Below are 19,289 nucleotides of genomic sequence, written 5' to 3'. Positions count from 1 at the left end.
TGCGCATCAACAGATTCTGATGAGCCCGCCAGCCGTTTATCTGTGCAGCTCATCCTCTTTGACTACCCATTCACTGTAAACAGTTTTCCGGCCAGTTGTGTCCCTTTCCTGAGTAGCCCGGGTCTTATTTCTGCCGTTGAGCACATCCTTTCATCTGCTTTACTCAATACAGTGAATCTGTCTGAAGTAGCCGGTTTCAGATCACCGGCACCTTCACAGTCCAATCCAGCTCATGTCATTCGCATCAACAGACAAATAATTTTAGCCTGATGAGAAAGTTATCCACTTTTTCTGTGGATAAGTGAGGGATATTTTCTGTGTATCTTTTTTCACTCGGAGAAGATGCCTTTGCTGTTAGCCGGTCAGACTGCAATTATGATCTTAATGAAGCGCTTACATCCGGTAATCAGGGCAATTTCCAGCAGTTAGAGTGGCGATTTCAGGCTGAAATTTACGGGTATTTTCTCTTATAAACAGTATCTTAAGCGCTAATTTTCGCTGGCGGCCAGCATAACTGTAAAAAGAGTTGCAGAGAAAGCATCGGCCGATATGAAGCAATTGTGCAGGAACTGATGTCTGGTAAAAAGTAACTGGTCACTAATGAACCAGCTACCGTAAATCTTTATTTCCAATTTGCGACCGTTGAATGCGTGAAGGCAGCATTTGAACCCTTGGGATGTGACATAAGAATTTTAATCCGCTTTTTACATTACACACAATTCACGAACGCTGGCGATATATTCAGGAGGAATGGCGATTTCACAGGAATCAGACTCAAGAATTCTTATATTATATCAATAAATTCAGCTATTTATCGTGATTATCGCCATTGAAAATCTGGCGATTTCAGCCTGAAATTCGGATTTCATGCATCTCTTAAGTGTCTTTCAGCTTAACAAAGCAATAAAAAAAGCCAGCGTCTGACGCTGGCTGATTTTGAAGTTTATAAATTAACGATTAAGATATTTCTTCAGAGTCTCGGAAATGACTTTATCCAGCTCTTCCTGCAACTCTTTGGACTGCCGGTTAAATTCATAACTGAACATCCGGCCGCGTACCTTCTTACGTGCAAAGCGATCTTTATCAGCAAAAGACCAGAGTGCAGTCGCCTGTGTTTTATCTTTCTCAGGCTCTTTCATCAACGTCTGGCTGCCCTGGCGAATCAGACGCAGAATGTGATTTTTCAGCTCATCCTCAGCAAGCCCTTCTCGCGCGCAAACCACATCTATTTCCCGCGAGATAGAATTAATCAGAACTTCAACGCTTTGCCCGGATTCACTTAATTTGTCAGCAGCCTGCAACAGCGCTTTGTAATCAGGATAAGTCAGCTCAGCGTGATTAGGGAAAAGTGAGATCAAATCCGACGGAACGCTGGCTGCCTGAAGAGCACGCGTGACCTTCGCCTGCGATAATGCCTGATTCTCAGCGATCTCTTTTTGCGAAAGACCACCCTCTTTTAATGCCAGCAGGCGCATTCCCACTTCCCGCAGATTATGTTCGCGGGCCGTCTGAATATCCTGCGCCAGTCTGCGTGCTTCATCAGCGCTAATAGCGGCATCAGTGACCAGTACGTCAAGCCCTGTTTTACAGTAAAGCGCAGCCGCACGTCGACGTGAGCCGTCAAGAATCTCAATGCGGTCATCGCGTATTACGCCAATGGCCGGGAAGAACTGCTGAAGCTTAATCGTACGGATAATGTCGCGTAGTGAATCGGGTGTCAGGCCCGCCTGATCGCGACCATTGGTTTCCATCGTCACGAATGTCTTGTTTTCAACATCACTGGCGGCAATACGTTCAAAGCGAAACAGAGCGCGCTTGCCCGTAGCCAGAACGAATGTCTGATTGTGCTGACTGTCCGGCATATCATTTTCCAGTGGAGTCTGGCTGAAGGTTCTGCCAATCGTAATTCTTTTTGCGCTCATACAAACCTCAGTTCAGGCGAATAAATTCGATACGATCAAAGACGGCTTTTGCAAAGTCCTCTGCGGCGGATCTTGCATTTTTCAACGCTTCGCTGCTGCCGACGTATGTCGAAGGATTCGCAGAAATAACCGTATCAAAGGATTCGCCGCAACGTTCAAAACCATCAAGGCGGGGAAGGGCAGCATCAAGCATGTCACCACCAAAAATCTCTTTTGCCAGACTATGACAGAGCTTGTGGTCGGCTTTATTAGAGAGTTTAGACATGAAGCCAATGTTGCCCTGCAGGCGACAGGTGGCGCCGGAATCCTCAATAATCGCAATCAGTTCCGGCAGACGCGTCAGGTATTTAAGCGTGGAATGAAAGTCGACCTGAGCCGGTGGTACCGGCGTCATCAGCAGATCAGAGGCCGCAATGGCGTTCTTAAGGAAAGCATCAAGATGCGGGCCGCTGTCGATAAAGATAAAGTCATAATCTTCCTTCAGTTTGGCAATGACGTTGTCATACAGCACGGTATGAACATTTTGCTGCGGCAGATGTTCTGCGCAAAGCTGGTCCCAGCTTGAAGCGATAAAGGCATCATCAATTGAAGCAGGCAGCACATCCACACCCGGAATAATCGACGGAACGATAAATTCCTTCACCAGCTCATCACGGGTGACATTCTGAAGCATTGCCTGAGCCGCTGTCGCTTCCACAAGCCCTACTGAACGTTCATGGTTTAAAAACATGGTTGCTGAGGACTGGGGATCAAGGTCAATCACCAGAATACGTAAATCTTCAAACAGCAGATGAGGATGGGCACGAAGTGCATGAGCCAGCGAGACGGTAGAAACCGTTTTAGAGACACCGCCCTTCAGATTACCCACAAAAATGGTATAGGCATCACTGTGGCGATCGCGATATTTCGGCACACCACGATGATGATAGATATCGATAATGTTATGAATCGACATCGCATATTTAACGGAAGAACCGGCCGCACGCTTATCAAACAGATAACCGCTCTCTTCCATCTCATTTACAGCGTAATCGACACTGGCTCGTGTCAGTTTGGGCAACTTTGCTAACGCCGCTTTGGCATAAACCTGATAGTACGTATTTTCATGCAGTTCCTGCTTCTGCGCCTGAATCTGGTCGGTGAGGCTCAGCAGCATGCGTTCAGAACGCTGTGCAACCTTCATCACCTGCTTGTCATCATTAGCCATAGTTGCTCCAAACATGTAGGATTTATGACTTTATACATAAATCCTGCACGTGAGGCAATAAAATATCCTTTCTACATAATCTTCGTTTTTATGTAACACCCCAGGTTTTGGTGAGGTTCATCACATTATTATTTCTGATCTGGCAATTTAAGCAGCATAAATGCGAGCAGCGTTCACTGTAATCAGCAGGACATTCACTGTAATCAGTAAAAATTAATCCACAGCAGGAGCAGGGGGGATAATAAATTGTACCAGGCGCGTTGATGTGTCTTAACGTTCACTGTAATCAGTAAAGTCAGTTCTGTATCACGTGACTTACCGGAGGTACTTAACGTGGTGGTGCAGAAGATTCACCGTATTCAGAAAGCCCATGCGATAAAGCCTGGCTGATACCTGTCGCTGAACGAGCCAAACGTTCACTGTAATCAGTAGTGTCATTCCAAATACCCGGGCAGCAGTCACGTTCACTGTAATCAGTAAACTTGCTGATCAGATAGCAGGACAGGAAGCCGTACTGAGTGAACGTTCACTGTAATCAGTAGTGAGGAGCCGATAAATCCTGTTTGGTTCATAAAAGCATCTGAAGCTGATGAGATAACAGGCAACTTCAGTTTGGGAGCCCGAATAGATAGGCAAAGATGAACAAGTCAGTCCGATAATGTTTACTGCAATCAGTAACGAGGAGATATCGAACATTCACTATAGTCAGTAAAAAAGAGCCTTGCTGATCAGACATTCACTGTAATCAGCAGAAGCGTCGGTTCAGTTCGGCCGGAATTGAAGACAGTAAGGCCAGGATACGCAGATATCAGTTCGATTCTGGCAATGCTCAGGCCGTCAGACATCAACGCCTGAACATGAGTTGTGTCATCACTGCTTTCCCAAGAATGTTCACTATAAACAGTAAAAGCTGCAAAGCGTTGCATCAAATTTCAGCTATCATTCACTGCATTCAGCAAAGCATTCACTGTAATCAGTAAAGCAGCATTCAATTGGTTCTGACAGCTCCGCGTTACAACGTTCACTGTAATCAGTAAGCGTCAGGGGAATTCGCAGCACACCGGTAATCTGACGATGCCAGCCGGCAAACATTCACTATAATCAGTAACAGTGTCACCGCTGGCATTACTGATAAGTCAAAGCGCCTCAATGCATGACGTACGCCAGCCGTGTTGAACGTGAATGCTGACATTCACTGTAATCAGTAAAGTGCTCATAGGGAATCATCAGAAAGAGGCGCTGTCCTGCCTGAATCAGAATGTTCACTGTAATCAGCAAAGCCGCCCCTGGAAAGGGCTAACCAGTTAGTAAGTAAGCACATACTTACTTCATAAGTCTTATGGCATAGCACGACAGGAAAAGAGGGCAGGAGAGCATGATTATAAACCATGCCCCGTTTACTGATTACAGTGAACGTTACTGATTGCAGTGAACAGAGGTGGAGTACTGATTACAGTGAATGTGAGAGGAAGGGCGCAATATCACTTTCAACGGTAAAAGTGACACTGCCACGCAGAAATGCTGATTACAGTGAACGTCAGGAATTAATCTTCAAACTCGATCTCGTCCAGCGAATCGATGCTATCCAGATTTCCGATGCCATCAAGCTTAGGTGTGCGACTATGGATAATGAAAAAGACTGAGCGGCCACGCTTCACTTCTGAATAATCCAGATAACCAATCTCCTTCAGTTGCTCCATTGCACGCCGCACCACATGGTTCTGCGTGGTGGTCTTAGAGCCGAGATTAAGGCGCATACGCAGGCGTGCCAGCGATATCGGTGCCGGATTGGTCGGCAAACTCTCAAGGAAGGTATAGAGCGCCTGTGCAGACTCTTTACGCTTAAGGCGGGATATTGCACGAAGCTGAAGCAGTACCTTGTGATCGAAGTTATAGAGTTCGAATAGTTTGGGATCCGCCTGAATCCGCACAATATCTTTTTCGCGGTCGTAATAGGCTGACTGGACAAGGTGAGTATGATACGCCTTGCCGTTGCCTTCAAAAGAGAGCGTGTTGGTTGCAATGCGGCGCAGAGAGGCATCAAGACGCTTACGCAGTGCAGCAGACGAGTTGGCAGAGGGAATACCGCACATCTTCACAAAATCGATAAACGGCAGTGTGACGGTATCGCCTTTGGTCGGATAGCGCGAAAAGGACTGAATAATACCTGCCCAGGTTTTGAAATCGTTATCCATATCCAGCCGGGCGCCGGTAATGGTAATCTTTTCGTAGCCTTCCGCCTTTACCAGCGTCAGATTTTTCAGCTCTTTCGTCGCATCCGTTGATGCCATTGCACCGGATTTACCCCGTGCGGTTGATTTCAGCGTTGGCACGAACAGTCCAAGACGCATCAGTGCCACCGGCTGAACGGTATTATTCTTGTTGGGATGAAGCTGAATAACTTCACCACTGTTTTTTGTCACCGACAGAAAAGGTTCAAGTAACGCTTTGTTTTCGTTGTCTTTATCTGCCATAGCGTAGGATCTTCATTCTGTGGATGAAAGGGATCGTTTTCTGACTACAGTGAACATTAGCACTGTTTACAGTGAACATTCTACCTGGTACAGTGAATAAAGTACTGATTACAGTGAACACTTTACTGATTATAGTGAACGCGATCACCCTTTGAGCCCTTGCGGAGTGCGGCCTGCGACGATCGGGGATCTCTTAGGATCTCTCTATGATCTATTAAGGATCGTTTTTTTGGATCGTGTCACTGTATAAGTGGATAACTGCTTATCAGGCATCATTTTCAGACTCACGGACAGGTGGTGTAATCACATCATCATCTCCGAAATCCCTGACACTTACTGAATACTGCCTTTGCAATTCAGACATTCTCAATTGATAAACAACTTCCTCACTATTATTCATTTTTCATCATTAACTACAGCGCGTATCGTTTCTCAATCACTGAACGAATGAGGAACACAGCACCATGACCGAACATGCCCTATCACGTAACCCTGCAACAGGCGAAATTCTGGCACGCTATCCTCTGCAGAACAGCACCGAACTGGAAAAGACGCTGGCGGAAAGCGCTTCTGCTTTTGCAGCATGGCAGCGCAGTAGTATGAGTGACCGTGTACGCGTATTGCGTCAGCTCGGCGAACAGATCCGTCTGAGAGAACAGGATCTTTCTCGCATGATTACGCTGGAGATGGGTAAGCCCATTGCACAGGCTCGCGCTGAAGTACTGAAATGTGCAAATTTGTGCGACTGGTATGCAGAACATGGCCCGGCGATGCTGGCCGATCAACCTACTCAGATTGCCGATGCCTGGCAGCGATTCCGTCCTGTCGGGGTGATCCTGGCTGTCATGCCATGGAATTTCCCCCTGTGGCAGGTTCTGCGGGGCGCAGTCAGCATGTTGCTGGCAGGTAACACCTATCTGCTAAAACACGCCCCTAACGTCATGGGAAGCGCCACACTGATGGCTGAGCTGTTCACAGCAACCGATCTGCCAGCAGGTGGCTTTAACCTGATCAATGTCGACAACGACGGTGTCTCAGTCGCGATTAAAGATGACCGCATTGCCGCCGTCGCGGTAACCGGCAGCGTGCGGGCGGGTGCAGCAATCGCAGCACAGGCAGGTGCAGCGCTCAAAAAAACGGTGCTGGAGCTGGGTGGATCCGATCCTTTTATCGTGCTGGCCGATGCCAATCTTGATGAAGCTGTGAAATCTGCCGTGATCGGACGTTTCCAGAATACCGGACAGGTCTGCATGGCGGCCAAACGTTTTATTGTGGAAGCCCCCATCGCGGAAGAGTTCGAAAAACGTTTCACTGCAGCGGTACAGGCACTGAAAATGGGCGATCCGCTGGATGAAAACACCTTCCTGGGTCCGATGGCACGCACCGATCTGCGTGACGAACTCGACGGACAGGTAAAAGCGACTCTTAGTGAAGGTGCGCGACTGGTTCTGGGTGGTGAGAAAGTGGCAGGACAGGGAAACTACTATGCACCAACCATTCTCGCTGACGTTACCAGCACCATGACCGCGTTCAGGCAGGAGTTGTTTGGTCCGGTCGCGGCTATTGCCGTCGCGCGGGATCCACAGCATGCACTGGAGATCGCCAACGACAGCGAATTTGGCCTCAGTGCTACCGTCTGGAGCGGTAACGAAGAAACTGCCGATCGGCTGGCGCTGCAACTGGAAGTCGGGGCCGTGTTTATAAATGGCAACGGCGCATCCGATCCGCGGGTCACCATCGGCGGCGTGAAGAAAAGCGGCTATGGTCGTGAGCTGTCATATTTTGGTGTCCATGAATTCTGTAACGTGCAGACCGTCTGGAAGAACCGCCGCTAGTTTTTACTGCGCTGCCGGAAGATAGGCTGGCGCAGTTTTAACGACCTCACTGAGCGGACGCAGCAACCGATGCGGGGCAAACCCACTCAGCATTGGTGAAGGTGTACCGCTCAGCATCTCCTCAGCCACCAGTCTGCCCAGCAACGGGGCAAGGGTCATGCCACTATGGCTGACCATCAGATAAACGCGTGCTGAGTCACTGATGTAGCCCAGTGCGGGCAATCCATCTGCCGGACGTGATCGCTGTCCTGTTTCAATCCGCTCAATTCTCGCCCCTTCCGCATTGTTAAACAGCCGACGCAACCGACGCAGCATCTCTTTGCCAGTCAGCCCCTCCGGAGAAGCGGGGCGTGACGGATCGGCATGCGCGTCAAGATCCAGAGCCTGCAGCATCAGGCGTCCTCCGCCATCCGGCCGTACATTCAGTTCCGGGGTAATGAGATTGCAGTTAAGCGGGATAGGCAAAGGCTGTGTCTGCGCCAGAAAACTGCACGCAACAGGATCGGCGCGGTTCGCATCGGTCATCGCCAGTTCAAGTCCACACTGACTGATCAGCTCAGGTGCCCAGCGACCGGTTGCCAGCACCAGCTGATCCCCGCGCCACTCATCGCCACTGGCCAGCGTCAGATGCACATCCCGCTCCGATTCAGTCAACGTCGTTACCTCGTTGTTGCAGACCAGCTGACCGCCACTGGCACGCAGGTCGGCAAGCAGAGAGGCGATGAACAGGCTGGGATAAAGCAGGCACTCCGAAGGGAAAAACCACGCGTGCTGAATGCGGGGATCGAGCCGCAGTCCGGGCAGGGCGCACAGTAACGCAGCGCGGCTACGCTTTTCAACGGGGTAATCGAGCGCAGCAAGCTTTGCTGCGCGCTGCGTTAGCTGGCGCAGGGATGATTCATCGGCTGCCCACTCCAGCGAGCCGGTTTCAAGCAGCCAGCGGGGCAATGCCGGGTGGCTCGCCTGCCATCGCTTGTGCTCGTTTATCGCCCGGGCATTGAGTTCATGATAGTGGCCGGGTTCTTTACCGTTGGCATTGACCCAGGCGTAGCTGACCTGGCTGGTGCCGCTGCCAGGCAAACTTTTGTCGAAGACAGTAACCTGTGCGCCCCGGCGGGACAATGATTGCGCGACGGCTAAACCCAGCACGCCTGCACCAATAACAGCTATACGTTGTGGCATATCCGGCCTCTCCTGAACAGAAATCAGCGGGTGGTGGCCACCCGTCGGGACGTTTAACTATTGCGGAGCGACAGTGTGCGGTCAACCGTTGCGTCAGGCAGTCATCTCATCAAACCAGACAGGCACCGGATCGTTCAGCGTAACCCAGTGCTCCGGCCCTGCAGCCATCTCATGAGGCGTCAGGAGTGCGCGATCCAGCGCGGCAATAATGTGCTGCTCATCCATATCTATGCCGATAAACACCAGCTCCTGACGCGCATCGCCGGTGCCTTCATGCCACTGCTCAGCGATGAAATTGAGCGAATCTGCATCCTGTGGCCAGTTGTCTCGCGGCACGCTGACCCACCAGCGCCCGGCGTAACCCTGGCGAGCCACTGCGCCCGCCTGCGACCACATCGCCGCAAATTCGGGCCGGGTGGCCAGCCAGAAGTACCCTTTTGAGCGAATCACACCGTCAAGCTGGTGGTTTACAACCTCCCAGAAACGCTGAGGATGGAAAGGACGACGCGCGCGATAGACAACGCTGCGGATCCCATACTCCTCTGATTCCGGCTGATGCTCGCCCCGCAGGGTCTGAAGCCAGCCAGGGGCCTGCGCTGCCCGGTCAAAATTAAACCGGCCGGTATTCAGCAGACAGTCCAGCGGAACCTGCCCGAATTCGCTGTTCATTATACGAGCGTGTGGATTGAGAGCACGCAGCATACCCTGCAGCTGATGGAGCTCCGCCGGGCTGAGCAGATCCGTTTTGTTCAGCACCAGCAAATCACAGAACTCAATCTGATCCACCAACAGATCAACCACCGATCGCTCATCCTGCTCGCCCAGAGACTCGCCGCGAGACTGAAGATCATCGACTGAACGGTAATCACGCAGGAAGTTAAAGCCATCTACCACAGTAATCATGCTATCCAGCCGGGCATAGGCTGAAAGGCTTTCACCCGCATCGTCTTCAAACGTAAAGGTTTCAGCAACCGGCAGGGGTTCAGAAATGCCGGTCGATTCAATGACAAGATGATCGAAGCGACCAGCCTGCGCCAGACTTTTCACCTCCAGCAGCAAATCTTCACGCAGCGTGCAGCAGATGCAGCCATTACTCATTTCGACCAGCTTTTCATTAGTGCGTGACAGTTTTGCGTCGCCGTTGCGCACCAGGGCCGCATCAATGTTGATTTCAGACATATCATTGACGATAACTGCGATCCGCCGTCCTTCACGGTTATTCAGAATATGATTGAGCAGTGTGGTTTTACCGGCACCCAGAAAACCGGAGAGAACTGCAACCGGCAGACGTGGATCGCCGGATGTCTGAGAAGAGAGTGTCATACTGTTACCTGTCAGATGAGGTTAAATAATTATGTTATAACATAACATTAATAACACTGTTTTCAATCCGGATTTCTGGTTTTGTGGCAGTTCTCAAAGTGGGTTTAAAGAAAGGAGAGGAAATGCAGCAACTTACACTGGTTCCCCGTGTGATGCCCGTCGTCAGACGCGGCGAGAAAACCTCCACGATACGCTGGCAGGAGGGCGATATCGCCACCGGCCCGCTGAGGCTGGTCAATCAGCAGGATGAAGCCGACACGGTGATCGTCTGGGTGACGCGGATCGATACACTGCGCTTAAACAAAGTCGCTGCGAAACTGGGGAAAGAGCACGAATGGCCGGATGCGGTGCTGCTGGAGGGGATGCGCGAGCACTATCCGGCGATCAGATTGAGCAGTGAGGTGCAGCTGATTACGCACCTCACACCCGCAGAAACCCGGCAGAAACTTGCTGAGCGGTAACTAGCTGTGCTCTATCACCAGCAGCGCCAGCGTATCGGCTTCCAGCGCCCGAAAGATATGCAGCTCGTCGCCCGGATAGGTAATGTAATCACCCACATCCAGCTCCACCGCGCTGTCCACCGGACCCACCAGCGCCCGTCCTTTAGCAATAATAATATGCTCAATCGTATTGGGAATATGGGGCTGTGAAATGCGCTCACTGCCAGGCTGAACCTCCAGCAGATAGATATCACGCCGGACCCCGGGCGGGCAGGATGCCAGCAGAACCGCCTTATAGTCTGCCAGATCGGCAGTTACCGTCAGACCTTCTCCACGGCGGATCACCTGCAGACGACGCGCATCCGGCTCCAGCAGCCGTGAAAACGGAATATTCAGCGTCACGCACAGTGACCACAGCGTCTCAATGCCCGGATTGCCGTTACCCGCCTCCAGCTGTGAGAGCGTTGATTTGGCGATACCGGCACGACGCGCGACTTCAGCCAGTGACAGGCCGGCTCGCTGACGTTCACGCACTAAGGCATTGGCAATGATGCTGATAGGGGTATTCAAACGCACTCCTGATAAACGAAAAGTTTTTTATATCGAACGCTTTGTTCGTCTTGTAAAGCGATGGTGAGGTGTTCATTATATCGGATAATACGTTCATTATGAGACAGAGTGATGCTTTTTCCGCAAATGCAGTTGCTGGACAAAGGGGTGATCAAAGCGATTTTTCTGGTCTGTCTGGCTGATGGAATTGTCGGTTTATCCTATGGCTCGCTGGCCTCCGCCGACGGGTTTCCGCTCTGGGTGCCGCTGGCGCTCTCAACGCTGGTGCTGGCAGGCGCGTCTGAGTTTCTGTTTATCGACATCGTGGCTGGTGGCGGCAGTCCCTTTACTGCAGCCGCCGCAGGCCTGCTGGTGAATGCGCGTCATCTGCCTTTTGGCATTGCGGTCAAAGATCTGGTTGGAAAGGGGCCCCGGGGCTGGTTTGGCTGTCATATCATGAATGATGAAAGCGTGGTATTTGGTATCTCACAACCACAGCTGGCCCAGCGTCGCAGCGCTTACTGGCTGTGCGGCATCGGTATCGGCTTAATCTGGCCGGTGAGTGTTATGGTTGGGGCGGCGGTTGGTCAGTTTATTCCCGATGTCTCGGTGATTGGACTGGATGCGGTGTTTCCGGCGATCCTGATTGCCCTGATCTTCCCGGCGCTGCGGCAGCGGCGGACCCGGATCCCTGCCACCGTGGGCGCGCTGCTCTCATTGCTGGCGACGCCGCTGGTTCCGGCGGGCATGCCGGTGCTCTTCTCGCTGCTGGGCCTGCTGACATGGCGATCGCGCAAATGACGCATCAGGGAATGATCATCGCCGGCATCGCCATGCTGGCCGCCGGAACGTATCTGATGCGCTTTGCCGGCGTCAGGCTGGGAAACCGTCTTCCGATTAGCGAACGTACCCAGCAGATGCTCTCCGACGCTGCCACGGTGCTACTGCTGGCCGTCGCGGCCACGACTACGCTATTTGAGGGCCAGCACTTTGCTGGTGTGGCACGGGGGGCGGGCGTGGGTTTTGCTCTGTTACTGGCATGGCGCCGGGCACCACTTATTGTCATTATTCTGGGGGCGGCAGCGATGACCGCGCTGCTGCGTTTTCTCGGCGTGGCCTGAGGCTTCATTACGCAATTCCGCCGCTTTCTCTCCCGGAGACGCTGTAAAGCGTCTTCGGCGCCCATAATTGCTATCTGACAGGGCATCACGGCATGATGGTCATTCATCACCCGCCGGAGTTCACGCATGAATCGTCCATTACAGATTGGTTTGTTACTGTTTCCTGATGTTACCCAGCTCGATTTAACCGGCCCGTGGGAAGTATTTGCACGCACGCCCGGCGTGGAGTGCCATCTGATCTGGAAAGATCGTCAGCTCGTGCGATCCGATCGCGGCCTGTCGATACTACCGACTGCCACCTTTGTCGATTGCCCGTTACTGGATGTGATCTGCGTACCGGGCGGGCCAGGACAGATTGCCCTGATGTCGGATGAGGAAACGCTGAATTTTCTGCGTCGGCAGGCTGACCACGCACAGTGGGTTACCTCGGTCTGTACCGGTTCGCTGGTGCTGGGCGCTGCCGGATTGCTGAAAGGATACCGTGCGACCTCACACTGGAGTTCCATCGATCAACTGGCTTTGCTGGGCGCGGAGCCGGTGAATCAGCGGGTGGTGCGTGACCGCAATCGTATCAGCGGCGCGGGCGTCACTTCCGGCATTGATTTCGCCCTGACGCTGGTGGCAGAAATTGCCGGGGACGCCGTCGCCAGAGCCATTCAGCTGCAGATGGAATATGACCCCGAACCGCCGTTTTCCTGCGGCTCGCCGCAGACCGCGCCGCCCGAGGAGGTTGAGCAGGCACGGGCGAAAATGGCTGAGTTCATCGCCACGCGGCGTGCAGCAACGGAGCATGCCGCACGGCGATTACAGACTGATCAGCTTACGGACGCCGGGGATACGCAACAGCAGCAGTGAAAGCGCCATTGAGAAGATCAACGTCAGGGCGATGACCAGCAGTTTGTCGCCCAGGGTCTGAAAGCGGATAGCGGCTGCCAGCAGGTAATGCAGGATATAAACGCCGGTCATGGTTTTGCCGAGGGTGGTCAGAAATGTGGTCAGCCATTGGGCTTTATCCGGCAACCGGATAGCGTTAAAGCAGGGGCAAAGCTTTGCGGCGCGCCATGCGGGAAATCGCCTGCTGTAAAGGATGTCCGCGCTGGTGGTCGATCTCTACCCCTTCGACAACGACGATGGCATTATCCAGCAGCATGCTGAGCGAGATAATCAGCGCGCCCAGCGACACCCGCTGCCGTTCCAGTTTAAACAGGTACATCATCAGTAGCGTGCCGAGCACGTTTAGTGCCAGTGACGCGGCAATCACTATGCCGCTGCGCAGGCCCATGAACAGCAGCAGCGTTCCCACCACAATCGCCAGCGCCATCAGGAAGTTGAGGATAAAGCCATCAACAGACTGTTTCACCTCATGCGCCTGGTTGTAGAACACTTTCAGGCTGATCCCGGCAGGGGTATTCTGCTGGTAGTGTGCTATACGGGCGGAGAGCGTGTCCCCGACATCAATCACGTTGACGCCAGGCGCAAACGAAATGCCGATTGCCAGTGCCGCTTCACCATCGGCAAAGTAGATATTGGCAGGATTATCGGTCACGCCACGTGTCAGCGTGGCGATATCGCGCAGATGCACGTTCTGCGGGCTGCCCGCAGGCAGAATGGGCAGATTCGCAAGGTAGTCGAGCGTCTTTAATTCGCCGGTAGGGTGAAAACGGATTGATTCGCTGTCGATCCGCAGCGTGCCGGCACTGGTAACACTGTTGTTCCAGTTCAGCAGATCGGCGACGCGCTGCGGCGTCATGCCATAGGCGGTCATTTGCTGGCGGAAAGGGCAATGCAGACCTCCTCCTGCTCAACGCCCGCTACCGCGACTTTCGCCACGCCGGGCACCAGCATCAGATCGCGCCGCAGCTGATCGGCATAGTTACGCAGTTCACTTTTCGTAAAGTCTTTGTCATGAATAACGAAGAAATAGCCATAAACATCGCCGAAGTCGTCGTTAACCAGCGGAGCCTGCACGCCTGGCGGAAACTGCCGGGCCGCATCGCCGACCCGACGGCTTAGCTCATCCCAGATTTGTGGCAGCTGCTCGGCAAGATAGCGGGTATGGATATTGACGGTAATCTGCGACAGGCCATTGCCTGAAATGGACGTGACATTGTCCAGTGACGGCAGGCGTTGCAATGCATTTTCCAGCGGCAGAGTCACCTCTTCTTCGACCTGCTGGGCTGCCGCGCCAGGATAGTGAGTTACAATCACCGCAGATTTGATGTTAAACCGCGGATCCTCAAAGCGGCCAGTGTTCAGCAGTGCATAAATGCCACCTACGCCCGGCAGCAGAATAACCATCCAGATGCGAAGGGGTTTATCAAGAAAGTGCTCCAGAATACGCATTATAACCCCCGCTCACGCTGCCAGATGCGCACCGCATCAACGTCACGCTGCTCACCCACACTGGCAGCAACAATGCGGTCGCCCGGCTGCAGTCCGCTGATGATTACGCGCCTGCACTCTGGCACTCACGCCATCAAGCGGCGCGCGCAGGGTAAGAAACTGCAACTTTTCCTTCATCATTTTCAGTGCGGTATCGCGGTTAGCACGCTGCACATCCATTTCCGATTGTGAAACGGCGCTGCGCTGGGCCAGCGTATGAAAGCGCTGAAATTGCCGCTCCGTCAGCTGCAGCGCTGTCTGACGATCGCGTACCCGAAGTTTCGCATCCGTATCGTTCAGGGTGGCAAGAATTTGCCCCGCTTTCACGGGCGTTCCGTCACGGATATCCAGCTGTACCAGCTGGCCCGCCCTTTTGAAAGCCAGGTCGGTATTATTTCCAGTCTGAATATGTGTAGCAAATACCAGCATATTCTGCGCAATATCCGGCCCAAGGGTAAAAAATTTATTACGCGGAGAGGTGGCGCGTCCGGTTCTTTTTTTCATCGCATGCTGTCATAAATAAGCAACAGAGAAAAACGAGAATAACCTTGCGTTTAATCATTTTATTCGCCTTAACATCAGCTATTTCACTGCGGTTTAATAAGCGTCAAAGCGTCATTAGCCTGGTGCTTATTGCCACCGGGATAAAAATATTTTTAATATTCGTAATCGTTATTTTAACGAGACGGCAGGGCCGCTTCGCCTGAATCGGGTTACGCCGCTATATGAGAGACCACCAGCCAGGTCAGTAAGCCGACTAATGTGGTTGCGGTGACCGCGAGAATAACGAAACCGCAAAGCATGATAATGCTCTTTTTTTTCATCAGAGTTTCCTTTTGTGAGCCAGAGTAAAAGCCGACGCACACTGCATCAGCATACTTAAACCTTAGCTAAACAAAAAACAACGTTGTCATTCTCATAATATAAGTCAGATTTAATTTAGCCATTTTATGTTATTCATCAGGCGTTTCTTACCTAAATATGATATCGGTCATTTCCGGCAGGAGCGGCTTCCCGCAAAATGCATGTCTTTTAATTGCGCCTTTAATTCATCGCTAAATGGCACGAGGTTTATATATGCTAAATAATGATAAGCAGGATAAAGCCTTAGCTTTATCTGAGCGCCCCTGGTATCAGCGTAGTGTAGCCGAGATATTTTCTGATCTGCAAAGCTCTCCGGCAGGATTATCGACTGCTGACGCACAGGAACGTCTGCAGAAACAGGGGCCAAACGCGCTGCCGCAAAAAGCGGATAAATCAGCGCTACTCAAATTTATCGCTCATTTTAAAGATGTGCTGATTTATATTCTGCTGGCCGCATCGGTGATCACCGGGCTCATGGGCCACTGGGTTGATACCTTTGTCATTATCGGCGTAGCCGTTATCAATGCCCTGATCGGCTTTATTCAGGAGAGCAATGCCGAGAAATCGCTGAACAGCATTCAAAACATGCTCGCCAGTGAAGCGATGCTGGTGCGGGATGGCAAACAGGTCACCGTCGCAACACGCGATATTGTGGTCGGCGACGTAGTGATGTTACGACCCGGCGACAAAATCCCGGCGGACCTCAGACTGTTTGAGGTCAATAACTTGCGTGTTGAAGAGGCGATTCTCACCGGCGAATCGACGGTGGTGTCTAAGAACATCGACACGCTGAACGGTGAAAAGTCGCTGGGGGACCGTCTGAATCTGGCGTTTTCTGGCACCACCGTTAGTTCTGGCACCGCCTCAGGTGTGGTCATCGCCAGCGGGGGTGATACGGAACTGGGCCATATCAACGAAATGATCAGCGGCATAAAAGAGGCTAAAACTCCGCTGCTGGTGCAGATCGACAAACTGGGTAAAGCCATTTTCCTTATCATCCTGGTCATGATGGTCGTACTGTTTATCTTCGGCTTCATGCTGCGTGACATTCCACTAGGCGAATTGCTGCTGTCCGTCATCAGCCTGGCCGTTGCCACCGTGCCGGAAGGTCTGCCCGCCATTATCTCCATTATTCTGTCGCTGGGTGTGCAGTCGATGGCGCGCACCAATGCGATTATCCGCAAACTGCCGACGGTAGAAACTCTGGGTGCCATGTCCGTTATCTGTTCTGATAAAACCGGCACACTCACAATGAATGAGATGACGGTGAAAGCGGTGGTACTGGCAAAAAGCCGCTGGCGCGTCAGCGGCAACAGCTACGAACCCAAAGGCGAAATTGTGGCTGAGCAGGGCGGCAACGCGAAAGCTTCAGCGGCACAGGATCCGTTGTTCCAGCAGTTCCTCCATGCGGTAGACACCTGTAATGAAAGCCAGCTGCGTCAGGAAAGACAGGGGCTCTGGACGATTGTTGGCGGCCCGACTGAAGGCGCACTGAAAGTGCTGGCAGCCAAAGGTCTGACGACGCCTCAGCCGGTTGACGTGGTGAGCAAGCTGCCGTTCGATTCCCTCTATAAATATATGGCGGTCAGCTGTGTAGCTGACGGTGAATCTTATGTTCTGCTGACCGGCGCACCGGATGTGCTGCTGACGCTGTGTCAGCAACAGCAAACGTCGGACGGTGCAGAGCCGATTGACCGTGCTTACTGGGATGCAGCCATCACTACCTATGCCAGTGAAGGATTACGCACCGTTGCTGCGGCCTGGAAAAAAACCTCCGCACCCATTACCTCGCTGGATCATGCCGATCTGAAAAGTGACATGGTGCTGCTGGGGCTTGCCTGCATGATGGATCCGCCGCGTCCTGAAGCCATAACTGCCATTGATGAATGCCAGAAAGCGGGCATTCGCGTCAAAATGATCACCGGCGACCATCAGGAAACGGCAATGGCGATTGGTCAGATGCTGGGGATAGGCAACAGCCAGACGGCCATCACAGGTTACCAGCTTGAACATATGAGTGACGCTGAACTTGCGGAGGCGGCAAAAACCTATGATATTTTTGCCCGCACCAGCCCGGAACATAAACTGCGTCTGGTGAAAGCACTGGAAGCGAGTGGCGAGATCGTGGGTATGACCGGCGACGGCGTCAACGACGCACCGGCGCTGAAGCAGGCGAACGTCGGCATCGCGATGGGGATTAAAGGCACGGAGGTAACAAAAGAAGCGGCCGATATGATTCTGGCCGACGACAACTTTGCTACCATCGCGGCGGCAATCAAAGAAGGTCGTCGGGTTTATGACAACCTGAAAAAAACCATTCTGTTCGTTATGCCAACCTGTATGGCGCAGGGGCTGCTGATTATTATCGCAATTTTGATGGGTAATCTGCTGCCGTTAACGCCGGTACAGATCCTGTGGATGAACATGGCGACCTCCGCCACGCTGTCGTTTGGTCTGGCATTTGAGCCAGCAGAACCCAATGCGATGTGCCGGCCACCCCGTAATGTCAAAGCACACGTCATGGACGCTTACGCCATCTGGCGCGTGGTATTTGTCAGCCTGCTGATTTCAATCAGTGCCTTTGTGCTGGAAGCCTGGCTGCAACCGCGTGGCTACAGTCCTGAGTTTATCCGCACCGTGCTGCTGCAGATGCTGGTTACGGCGCAGTGGGTCTACATGCTTAACTGCCGCAATACGGATGGTTTCTCCCTGAACCGTGGCCTGCTGAAAAACCGCGGTATCTGGCTGGTGACGCTGGTACTGATTGTGCTTCAGGCGATCATTATCTACGTGCCGTTGATGAACACGCTGTTCGGAACCCGCCCGCTGCCGATTAACTACTGGCTGATTTCGCTGTTTGTCAGTATCGCAATCTTCATCGTGGTAGAGATTGAGAAACGCCTCACCCGCGCATGGCGGGTGAAGACGCCATCACTGAGTTAACTCTGACTCCAGGTCCTGCTGCGGATAGCTCGCCAGCAGGACCTTCTTAATCAGATAGGTCAGAGGAATAGCCAGTATCCCGCCAGTAATCCCCAGTAACGCCTGCCAGAAGAGAAACGCCAGCAACTGTGTGGTGAGCGCCAGATTGAGTCGTTTACCAATCAGCAGCGGTTCAATCACCGACCTCAGGCATAAATTCAGCACCATAAAGAAGCCTGAAACCGCCAGCGCAACCTGTAAATCAAACATGATGTAGCTCTGGATCACCGGCGGAATCGCGGCCAGGAAAGAGCCCAGCACCGGCACATAGTTAAAGATGAACATCAGCACGCCCCAGAAAAAGGCAAACTTCAGCCCGATCAGGTGCACACCTAAACCCACGATGATCCCGCCAGGAATACTGGTCAGTGTTTTCACCCGGGTATAAACAATCACGCTCTCAATTCCCTCCTGTAGCGCCAGATAAAAGGCCTGATTTTTTCCGCTGACCCGCTGCTGAAGCGCCGCTTTCAGCAGCGGCATCTCATAGAGCATGAACAGCAGCATCAGGAACACCATGATCCACCAGGAGATGACGCCGGGAATTTGCGTCAGAAACGCGGTAACGATGCGCACTATTGCACCCGCATCGACAAAAGTGAGCATCTGGTCAGGCGTCATACCGATATCAAGCCGGGCAAAGACCAGTGTCAGCTGTTCCAGCCGTGCCGCCAGCAGCATGGGGGCCTGGCGGCTGAGCTGTATTAAATCAGGTGTCAGTGCCGTTAGCTTGAGAGTAGTAACTACCATGATCATCAGCATCAGCGTAATCACCAGCAGAGATGAGATAATGCGTGGAATGCGCTTTTTATCCAGCCGGGTAATCAGTGGGTCAAGCATTATAGCCAGTAACGCCGCCAGCAGGACCTGATTGATCAGCGGTGCCGCCAGATAAAGGCCGGTGAGAATAATTGTCAGAGAGGCGAGAATAAACAGCACGCGCGCCAGCGGTTGCCAGAGAGTAAACCAGCTCAGTCCCATGTTCGGACTCCTTCAGCAAAGATAAGC

At 52.5% G+C, this 19,289-nt stretch carries 16 protein-coding genes and 1 pseudogene; 6 read left to right on the top strand and 11 right to left on the bottom strand.

The window, feature by feature from the left end; translation table 11 throughout:
• Positions 1-950 precede the first annotated feature (950 nt).
• The 4 genes from QSK07_RS12415 to QSK07_RS12400 all read right to left on the bottom strand — a co-directional run bounded on the left by QSK07_RS12415 (position 951) and on the right by QSK07_RS12400 (position 6,003).
• Positions 951-1,922 carry a ParB family protein gene (locus tag QSK07_RS12415; protein ID WP_275222065.1) on the bottom strand — a complete coding sequence of 324 codons (972 nt, stop codon included), beginning with the start codon at positions 1,920-1,922 and terminating at the stop codon, positions 951-953.
• Positions 1,923-1,929: 7 nt separating this feature from the next.
• A complete protein-coding gene (locus tag QSK07_RS12410; protein WP_285721693.1) occupies positions 1,930-3,129 on the bottom strand; it encodes an AAA family ATPase in 1,200 nt (399 codons plus the stop codon).
• Positions 3,130-4,673: 1,544 nt separating this feature from the next.
• Complete coding sequence (locus QSK07_RS12405) at positions 4,674-5,603, bottom strand: RepB family plasmid replication initiator protein (protein ID WP_285721694.1); 930 nt, start codon at positions 5,601-5,603, stop codon at positions 4,674-4,676.
• A 265-nt stretch (positions 5,604-5,868) separates the two neighbouring features.
• Positions 5,869-6,003, bottom strand: a complete 135-nt coding sequence (locus QSK07_RS12400; RefSeq protein WP_285762116.1) for a hypothetical protein — start codon at positions 6,001-6,003, stop codon at positions 5,869-5,871.
• 64 nt (positions 6,004-6,067) lie between these two features.
• Here QSK07_RS12400 and QSK07_RS12395 point away from each other — a divergent pair, with 64 nt between their 5' ends.
• Entirely contained in the window at positions 6,068-7,438 is a 1,371-nt protein-coding gene (locus QSK07_RS12395) for an aldehyde dehydrogenase family protein (RefSeq protein ID WP_285721695.1), read from the top strand.
• 3 nt (positions 7,439-7,441) lie between these two features.
• Here QSK07_RS12395 and QSK07_RS12390 read toward each other — a convergent pair whose 3' ends face one another.
• Both QSK07_RS12390 and zigA read right to left on the bottom strand, forming a co-directional pair.
• Entirely contained in the window at positions 7,442-8,620 is a 1,179-nt protein-coding gene (locus QSK07_RS12390; RefSeq protein WP_285721696.1) for an NAD(P)/FAD-dependent oxidoreductase, read from the bottom strand.
• 93 nt (positions 8,621-8,713) lie between these two features.
• Positions 8,714-9,943 (bottom strand): zinc metallochaperone GTPase ZigA, encoded by a 1,230-nt coding sequence (zigA, locus tag QSK07_RS12385; RefSeq protein WP_285721697.1) that lies wholly within the window; start codon positions 9,941-9,943, stop codon positions 8,714-8,716.
• 122 nt (positions 9,944-10,065) lie between these two features.
• Between zigA and QSK07_RS12380 the strand changes: the two genes are divergently transcribed.
• A complete protein-coding gene (locus QSK07_RS12380) occupies positions 10,066-10,404 on the top strand; it encodes an ASCH domain-containing protein (protein WP_285721698.1) in 339 nt (112 codons plus the stop codon).
• Here QSK07_RS12380 and QSK07_RS12375 read toward each other — a convergent pair whose 3' ends face one another.
• Positions 10,405-10,953, bottom strand: coding sequence for a helix-turn-helix domain-containing protein (locus QSK07_RS12375; RefSeq protein WP_285721699.1), 549 nt, complete (start codon positions 10,951-10,953; stop codon positions 10,405-10,407).
• Positions 10,954-11,064: 111 nt separating this feature from the next.
• Between QSK07_RS12375 and QSK07_RS12370 the strand changes: the two genes are divergently transcribed.
• The 3 genes from QSK07_RS12370 (at position 11,065) to QSK07_RS12360 (ending at position 12,908) form a co-directional block, all read left to right on the top strand.
• Positions 11,065-11,733 carry an AzlC family ABC transporter permease gene (locus QSK07_RS12370; RefSeq protein ID WP_285721700.1) on the top strand — a complete coding sequence of 223 codons (669 nt, stop codon included), beginning with the start codon at positions 11,065-11,067 and terminating at the stop codon, positions 11,731-11,733.
• Complete coding sequence (locus QSK07_RS12365; protein WP_285721761.1) at positions 11,730-12,053, top strand: AzlD domain-containing protein; 324 nt, start codon at positions 11,730-11,732, stop codon at positions 12,051-12,053. The genes QSK07_RS12370 and QSK07_RS12365 overlap by 4 nt, the downstream gene beginning before the upstream one ends.
• 126 nt (positions 12,054-12,179) lie before the next feature.
• Positions 12,180-12,908 (top strand): DJ-1/PfpI family protein, encoded by a 729-nt coding sequence (locus QSK07_RS12360; RefSeq protein ID WP_285721701.1) that lies wholly within the window; start codon positions 12,180-12,182, stop codon positions 12,906-12,908.
• Here the strand turns inward: QSK07_RS12360 and QSK07_RS12355 are convergent.
• The 3 genes and pseudogenes from QSK07_RS12355 to QSK07_RS12345 form a co-directional block, all read right to left on the bottom strand.
• A complete protein-coding gene (locus QSK07_RS12355) occupies positions 12,858-13,073 on the bottom strand; it encodes a hypothetical protein (protein WP_285721702.1) in 216 nt (71 codons plus the stop codon). The two genes, QSK07_RS12360 and QSK07_RS12355, sit on opposite strands and share 51 nt — an antisense overlap.
• 13 nt (positions 13,074-13,086) lie before the next feature.
• Positions 13,087-14,396 (bottom strand): annotated as a pseudogene (locus tag QSK07_RS12350) (efflux RND transporter permease subunit); the annotation flags it as partial.
• A gap of 51 nt (positions 14,397-14,447) precedes the next feature.
• On the bottom strand, positions 14,448-14,939 hold the full coding sequence (locus tag QSK07_RS12345; RefSeq protein ID WP_285721703.1) for an HlyD family secretion protein: 492 nt from the start codon (positions 14,937-14,939) through the stop codon (positions 14,448-14,450).
• A gap of 573 nt (positions 14,940-15,512) precedes the next feature.
• On the opposite strand from QSK07_RS12345, the gene QSK07_RS12340 reads away from it, so the two are divergent.
• Positions 15,513-18,242, top strand: a complete 2,730-nt coding sequence (locus tag QSK07_RS12340; protein ID WP_285721704.1) for a cation-transporting P-type ATPase — start codon at positions 15,513-15,515, stop codon at positions 18,240-18,242.
• On the opposite strand, the gene QSK07_RS12335 is transcribed toward QSK07_RS12340, so the two are convergent.
• Positions 18,231-19,262 (bottom strand): AI-2E family transporter, encoded by a 1,032-nt coding sequence (locus QSK07_RS12335; RefSeq protein WP_285721705.1) that lies wholly within the window; start codon positions 19,260-19,262, stop codon positions 18,231-18,233. The genes QSK07_RS12340 and QSK07_RS12335 overlap by 12 nt on opposite strands.
• Positions 19,263-19,289 lie beyond the last annotated feature (27 nt).

The sequence above is a fragment of the Pantoea sp. QMID4 genome (assembly GCF_030270445.1).
GTDB lineage: Bacteria > Pseudomonadota > Gammaproteobacteria > Enterobacterales > Enterobacteriaceae > Pantoea > Pantoea vagans.
Note: the sequence above shows the minus strand (reverse complement) of the source record. Positions and strands in the feature narration are given on the sequence as shown.